We start from the raw sequence: 7760 nt of genomic DNA, 5'->3' as shown, positions 1-7760 counted from the left end.
TCGGGGTCGCTCACCTGCTGCAGCAGGCCGTCGCTGCGCCAGCGCGCGCTGGTGTGGCTGGCGGCCCAGGCAGCGGCCGCGCCGGCTTTCACCCAGACGGGGGCGCTCACGCCGATGGGGGCCGCGCTGTCGGGCTGGGGGGCGATGCGCACGGTGTGCGCAACGAGCGGCCTGCCCACCAGGCCGGCCTCGGCCGGGTCGGCGACCCAGTGCACGGCCAGCGGCAGGGACAGCGTGTCGGTCTGCAGCACGTTGAGCACGGAAAGGCCTGCGTCCAGCAACTGCGCCACGAGTTCGGGCGAGTTGTCCCGCGCGTCGACGGCGGCAATGACCGAGATCGAGGCGCCGCGGCGGGCCTGCAGGGCATCGGCCCAGGTGTTGGCGTCCGCGAAGACGAGGCCGGTGCGCTCGCGCTGGATGTCGGCCACCAGCGTGGCGCCATCGGGTGCTTGGTCCCAGAGCACCAGCCGCCCGCCGGTGTGCAGCGCCAGCCCGAGCAGGGCCAGCGCGGTGCCGGTGGCGTGGGCGCTGGCGCGCAGGCAGTCGCCCACCAGCAGGTGGGCCTGTCGGGCCAGGCCGGCGCCGATCTGGGCCACCAGCGTGGCGTCGAAGGCCTGCGGCCGTGCCGCCGCCTTGCGCACGCTGGGCGCGGGCTGGCTTTGCAGCCAGGGCGCGTCGCCGAAGGCCACGGCGTCTGCCGGCGGGGTGTCGCCCGGCATCAGGGGCAGGCATTGGTGGCCCAGGCGCAGCACGGCCAGGGCGGTGACCAGCTGCGCCACCGGTTCCTGCATCGCGATGGCCACGGTCAGGGGATGTCCTTCGGTGGGCAGCTTCGCCTTGATCTGGGCCGCGTGGTCGGTCACGCGCCTGACCAGCTCGCGGGCGTCCAGTTCGGTGCTGCCCACGCGCAGCAGCGCGGGTGGGGTGAGGGCGCTGGCGCGCTGTTCCAGCAGGTCGAACAGGCTTTGCGCGGGCGTCGCGGCGGGCGCGTCCAGCGCCTGGGCGCGGGTCTGATCGGCGGGCGTGGGGGCCATCAGCTGCGCGACTGTCTGGGTTGGGGTGCGCGCCACCGCGTCGAGCAGGGCCACGAAGCGCTCGTGCAGGGACTTCGCCGTGGCAGGCAGGTAGAGGTGGGTGTCGTACTGGATGCCGCCTTCGATGCCGGAGGGGATCTCCACCAGCCACAGGTTGAGGTCTTCCGTGGCGCCCTTGTGCTTGATGCGCACCCGCTCGTGCGCCAGCGGGCCCCAGTGGGTCGGGCGGTTGCGCGCGTCCTGGAACGAGAACATGCACTGGTACAGGCGCGCGTGCACGCCAGGCTGCTCCGCTTCGAGCGCATGGGCGATGCGCTCGAAGGGCACGTCCTGGTGCGCGAAGGCCTCGACGACGGCGGCGCGCACGCGCCCGATCCAGTCGAGCCAGCTCAGGGAGGTGTCCACCGGCAGGCGCACCGGCAGCATGTTGTTGAAGAAGCCCATGATGGGGTCGAGCTCGGGCGTCGGTCGGCCACGCACCGGCAGGCCGATGGTTGGCGCGGGTTCGCGCAGCAGTTGCGAGACCATCACGGCGTAGACCGACAGGGCCACGATGCTCAGCGTGGAGCCGGTGCGCTTGGCGATGTCGCGCACGCGGTCGGCCTGTTCGGCCGCGATGTGCATGGACTCGGTGGCGCCTTCGCGCAGCATGCCGGGCAGGCGGGCCAGGTCGGCCAGCGGTTCCTGCACCGGCTTGCCGAGGAACTGCTTTTTCCAGTAGGTGAGCTGGTCCTGCAGTTCGTCGCTCTCCAGCCAGCGCGCGTGCCAGTCGGCGAAGTCGCCATAGGTCAGCGCCAGCGGCGCCAGCGGCGAGGGCTGGCCCTGCGAGAACGCCTGGTAGAGCGCGTTCATCTCGTCGTACAGCAGGTCGAACGACCAGCCGTCCCAGATCACGTGGTGTGTCATGAAGAACAGCACGTGGTGGTCGTCGGCGAGGCGGAACAGGCGGGCTTTGAACAGGGGCGCGTGCTCCAGCGAGAAAGCCTGGTCGGCCAGAGCGGCCAGCCGTTCCTGCAGCACCGCTTCCTGCTCGCCAGCCGGGTAGCTGCCGAGGTCTTCCAGGGGCAGCAGGCTGAAGGCGGGCAGTTCGACGTTTTTCTGCACCGGGCCTTGCGCCGAGGACACGATGGCGCTGTGCAAGGCCGGCTGGCGCTTGACGACTTCCTGGAAGGCGCGGTCGAAGGCCTGCAGGTCCATGGGGCCGCGCAGGCGGTGGGCCGAGGGCGCGTTGTAGACGGTGCGCCCGGGCTGCATGGCTTCGATGAAGCGGATGCGCTCCTGCATCAGGGTCAGTGGCGCCTGGCGCTGGTCGGCGCGGTGCACCAGCGGCTCGCGTGCGGGGGCGGTGTCACCGCGCTGCTGGTCGATCAGGCGCGCGAGTTTCTCGGCGGTGGTCGATTCGAACAGCACCCGCAGGTTGAGTTGCAGGCCAAAGGCTTTGTTGATCTGGCCCATGAGCTTGGCGGCCAGCAGGGAGTGGCCGCCAAGGAAGAAGAAGTCCTCGTCCACGCCGACGGCGGGCAGCTTGAGCACCGCCTGCATGGCCTCGACCACCGCTTTCTCGGTGTCGTTGCGCGCGGGCTTGACCGCACCCGCGCTGGCCGAGGGCGCCGGGCCGCTCGGCGCGGGCAGGGCCTTGCGGTCGATCTTGCCGTTGGGCAGCAAGGGCATGGTGTCGAGCAGCACGATCTGTTGCGGCAGCATGTAGTCGGGCAGGCCGGTGCGCAGGGCCTCGCGCAGGGCGGCGGCGTCGGCCTGCTGGCCGGCGTGCGGCACGGCGTAGCCGATCAGGCGCACGTCACCGGGGCTGTCCTCGCGCGCCATCACCACGGTGCGGGCGATGCCCGGCAGGGCGGCGAGGCGGGCCTCGATCTCGCCCAGCTCGATGCGGTAGCCGCGGATCTTCACCTGGAAGTCCAGCCGGCCCAGGTGCTCCAGCGTGCCGTCCTCGCGCCAGCGCGCGAGGTCGCCGGTGCGGTAGATGCGCGCGCCGGGCGTGGCGGTGTCGAAGGGGTCGGCCACGAACTTCTCGGCGGTGAGTTCGGGGCGCTTGAAGTAGCCGGTGGCCACGCCCGCGCCGCCGATGCACAGCTCGCCCTCCTGGCCGATGGCCACGGGCTTCATCTGCTCGTCCAGCACCCAGACCTGGGTGTTGGCGATGGGGTGGCCGATGGTGATTTTCTGCGTCGCGTCGGTGATGCGGCACAGGGTGGACCACACGGTGGTCTCGGTCGGGCCGTACATGTTCCAGAGTTCCACGCCGGCGTCGAGCAGCCGCCGGGCCAGCGAGGGCGGCAGCGGTTCGCCGCCGCACAGGGCGCGAAAGCCCGCAGGCGCGCGCCAGCCCGCGTCGAGCAGCATGTGCCAGGTGGTGGGCGTGGCCTGCATCACGTTGATGCGCTGCTCGGCGGCCAGGCGGCCGAGCACTTCGCCGTCCATGGCGTCTTCGCGCTGGGCGAGCACCACGCTGGCGCCCACGGTCAGCGGCAGGAAGAGTTCGAGCACGGCGATGTCGAAGGACAGCGTGGTCACGGCCAGCAACCGGTCGCCGGCCTGCAGGCCCGGTTCGCGGCGCATGCTGGCGAGGAAGTTGCACACCGCGTTCTGTGGCAGCACCACCCCCTTGGGCTTGCCGGTGGAGCCCGAGGTGTAGATCACGTACATGGGCGCGTCGTCGGCCCAGTCGGCCTGTCGCGGCAGGGCGCTGTCGGAGGCGGAGGCGATGGCCGCGGCGTCGTCGTCGATGCGGATCTGCTGCTCGCGCGGCACGCCCGAGAGGCCGGCGTTGGCGGCATCGGTGATGACCAGGCGCACGCCCGCGTCTTCGGCCATGTCGCGCAGGCGGTCCTTCGGAAAGCCCGGGTCGAGCGGCACGTAGGCTGCGCCGGTCTTGAGGATGCCGAGCAGGGCCGGCACGAGGTTGGGGCCGCGCGTGAGACACACGCCCACGCGCATGCCCGCGCCGATGCCGCGCGAGCGCAGCAGATGGCCAAAGCGGTTGGCGCGGGATTCGAGCGCGGCGTAGCTCAGGCTCACACCGTGTGCCACGAGGGCGACCGCATCGGGCGTGGCGGCGGCCTGGCGGCTGATCCACTGCTCCACGCGCGCGTGTGGCTCCAGCGGCATCGCAGTGGCCTGGTTCCAGGCGATGAGGCGCGGGTCGGGTGCGGGCGCGGGCGCCGGTGGGGCGCTGCGCACGGGGGCGTGGGCGGGGGCCACCACGGCGGTGAGCACCGGCAGCTCGACGCCGGGGTGCTGCGCAAAGTGGGCGATTTCAGCGCGCAGGGCGTCGATCAGTTCCTGGGCGCGCTGCGGGCTGAAGAACTCGCTGCTGTGGTGCAGGTCCAGCGTGAGCGCGTCGTTCTGCTCGTAGAAGTTGAAGAACAGCTCGCTGAGCGTGCCGCGCTTGCGGCCTTCGTGCATGGCGGCCTGCAGCGGGGCGTAGGCCGAGAGATCGACCTTGGGGTTGAGGTTGAAGAAGATGCCGGTGAGCGGCGGGCGGTCGCCCGCGCTGCGGATGCCCAGCGCGCGCGCCACCGTGCCCTGGGTCATGAGCGGGTACTCCAGCGCGTCCATGAGGCGCGAGCGCACGCGCTGCAGCACGGCTTCGGTGCTTTCGCCGGGCTGGCAGCTCAGCCGCAGCGGCAGGTCGAGCACGCCGTCGGCCATGAGCGGGCCGCGGCGCTGCAGGCTCTGGCTGGCGTAGGGGATGCTGACCACGAAGTCGCTCTGGCCGCTGCGCTTGTGCAGCATGCGGGTGACGGCGGTGAGCAGCACCTGGAACAGGGTCGCGCCCGATTGGCGGGCCTGCGCGCGCAGGCGGCTGAACAGCTCGCCGTCCAGTCGTATGCGAAGCGTGTCGGCGGCGTAGCTGCGGGGACCCTGCGGGGTGCGGTCGCCCAGGTTCAGCGGCGCGGGCGGGTTCTGCAGCAGCTGTTGCCAGAAGTTCAGCGCTTCCTGGCCGTCGGGGCCTTCGAAGCGGGCCTGCTCTTCCTCGGCGAAGTCCAGCGGCGATTCGGCGGGCTTGAAGTCCGGCGCCATGCCCATGCTGCGGGCCTTGTAGGCGGTGGCGAGCTCGGCATTGAACACGCTGGAGGCCCAGCCGTCGAACACCAGGTGGCTGGCCACCACGTGCACCACGGTGCGGCCGTCGGCCAGCGTGAGCAGGCTCACGGCGGCCAGCGGGGCCTGGTCGAGCGGGAAGTCGCGCAGGCTGGCCTGGGTGCAGAAGTCGTCGAGCGCCTGCTCGGCGTCGGGTTGCGCGCTCAGGTCGATCTCGGCCACGGCCAGCTGGAGTTGCGGCACGACGCGTTGCCGGGGTTCTTCCAGGTCGAACTGGAGGCGGAAGGCCTCGTGGCGCGTCAGCACGTCCTGCAGCGCGGCCTTCAGGGCGGTGCGGTCCACGCCCCCCTGCAGGCTGACGCAGAACGATTCGTTCAGGGCGAGCCGGGCCGAGGGGTCGAAGCCGCCGGCCAGCCAGCGCTCGGTCTGCCCGGGCGAGAGCTGCGCGTCGGTGCCGGCGCGCGTGCCGCCTTGCGGGCCCGAGGGCGGCGGGGGGCTGCCGTCCTTGGGGGTGATGAAGCCCAGGCCCATGAGCTCGTCCATGGCGTCGGTGAACACCTGGAAGATGCGGTCGGTGTGGGCGTCGGTCATGCCTTCGGCGACGAAGTGACCGAACTGCTCGTAGAGGTGCAGGCCGTGGTAGCGCACCAGGTAGTAGAAGAGGCTGATGTGCTTCTGGTTGTCGTCCCACTGCAGGCGCCAGATCGAGGCGCAGTGCACCGCCTTGACCGGTGCGCCGCGCACCGCGAAGGCGGTGTTGAGCCGATCGATCAGTCGCTGCGTGCGGTCGTTGAGGTTGCGGTAGAACTCGCGCCCGCCCGCCTTGATGTGCTGCAGCGTGGCGCGCGCGGCGGCCAGCGCCAGCGGGTGGCGCACGAAGGTGCCGGCGAAGTAGGTCACGCCCGCTTCCGGGTAGGAGTCGTCGCCATACTGCCAGTGGCCGCCGTCGAGCGCGTCGAGCCAGTTGGCGTTGCCGGCAATGGCCGCGAACGGCAGGCCGCCGCCGATGACCTTGCCGTAGGTGGCGATGTCGGCGCGCACGCCGTAGAACTCCTGCGCACCGCCCGGGGCGACGCGGAACCCGGTCACGACCTCGTCGAAGATCAGCGCGCAGCCGGCCTGGTCGGCGATCTGGCGCAGCGACTGCACGAACTCGCGCGGCTGCAGCGTGGGGTACTTGTTCTGGATCGGCTCGGTCATGATCGCCGCCAGCTCGGGACCGCGCTCGCGCAGCACGCGCAGGGAGTCCTCGCTGTTCCAGTCCAGCACCAGGATGTTCTCCACCGCGTTGGCCAGGATGCCGGGTGCGGCGGAGAGCGAGCGCAGCTGCTTGGTGCCGCGCACGATCACTTCGTCGAAGATGCCGTGGTACGAGTTGGTGAAGATGGCGATGGTCTTGCGGCCGGTGACGGTGCGCGCGATGCGCATGGCGCCCATGACGGCCTCGGAGCCGGTGTTGCAGAAGCCCACGCGCTCCATGCCGGTGAATTCCGAGATGAGCTGCGCCACGTCGGCGGCGTACGGGTGCTGCGGGCCCACTTCCAGGCCGAGCTGCAGTTGCTGCTGCATGGCCTCGATGACCTTGGGCGGCTGGTAGCCCAGCAGGTTGCCACCGAAGCAGGAGAGCAGGTCGATGTATTCGTTGCCGTCCAGGTCCCAGAGGTTGGCGCCTTGCGAGCGGTTGACCACGATGGGGTAGACCAGGTCCTTGTACAGGGGGTTGAAGCCCGTCACGACGCGCGGGTCGGCCATGACCTTGCGGTGCTGCTGGCTGAAGGCCTTGGACTTGCCCGAGCGGGCGTTGTAGCGGGTGATGAACTCGTCGAGCCAGCGGCGCTGCGCGGGCGTGAAGTCCTGGCGCGCTTCCAGCGTGAGACGGGGCGAGGCGCCAAAGGGCTTTTCGACCAGGGACTTGATGGACGGCTGGGCCGGCTCGGCCTCTTTCGCCACCGCAGCCGGGGCCGGGGCCGAGGTGGTTGGCGCCGGCGCCACGGGGAGCGGCGCGACCGGCAGGGCGGCGGCCATCGGCTGGCCCGCGAGCACCGCGAGTTGCTGCGCCATGAGCTGCATCTGTTGCTGCAGCAGCTGGTGCACGGCGCTTGTGCCCGCAGGCAGGGCCGCCAGCGATGGCGACAGGGCGGCCGGTGCCGCGAAGCTGGCCACCTGGGTGGGCATGACCGCCGCGACCGCCGGGGCCGCTGCGACGGGGGCCACGGGTGCTGGCGGCGCGAATTTTCCAGCCGGCATCTCGGTGTCGAGAAAACGGGCGAGCTTGCCGATGTTGTCCAGGTCTTCCATCAGGCGACGGAAGCGCAGCTTGACGCCGAAGACCCGCTCCAGCTCCAGCGTGGCCTGGGTCAGCGAGAGGGAGTCCAGGCCCTGGTCGACAAAGCTGGCGTCGGTGGTCATGTCGTCGGCGGGGATGCCCGAGACATCGCTCAGGACGCGCTTGAGTTCGTGTTCAACGGTGGGTATTCGGCTCATGGTGACGGCACTCGCAACGGAGGGGGAGAGATCGGGCGGCAGGGCGCCGGCGGGCGCGGTGCGGCGGGCAAACCAGTGACGGTCGTTCTGGAACGGGTAGGTGGGCAGGGGCGCCCGGCGGGCGGTCGCGGCCACGGGCCAGGCCGGCTCGATGCCCGCGCACCACAGGGCGCCCAGCGC

The 7760-nt window shown here is 71.2% G+C and carries 1 protein-coding gene; it reads right to left on the bottom strand.

The features are described 5' to 3' along the window. A partial coding sequence (locus KIT86_RS23405; RefSeq protein ID WP_297402877.1) for a non-ribosomal peptide synthetase occupies positions 1-7760 on the bottom strand: 7760 nt, incomplete at both ends.

The sequence above is a fragment of the Hydrogenophaga sp. genome (genome assembly GCF_026125825.1).
GTDB lineage: Bacteria > Pseudomonadota > Gammaproteobacteria > Burkholderiales > Burkholderiaceae_C > Hydrogenophaga.
This window is presented reverse-complemented; position numbering and strand designations above follow the sequence as displayed.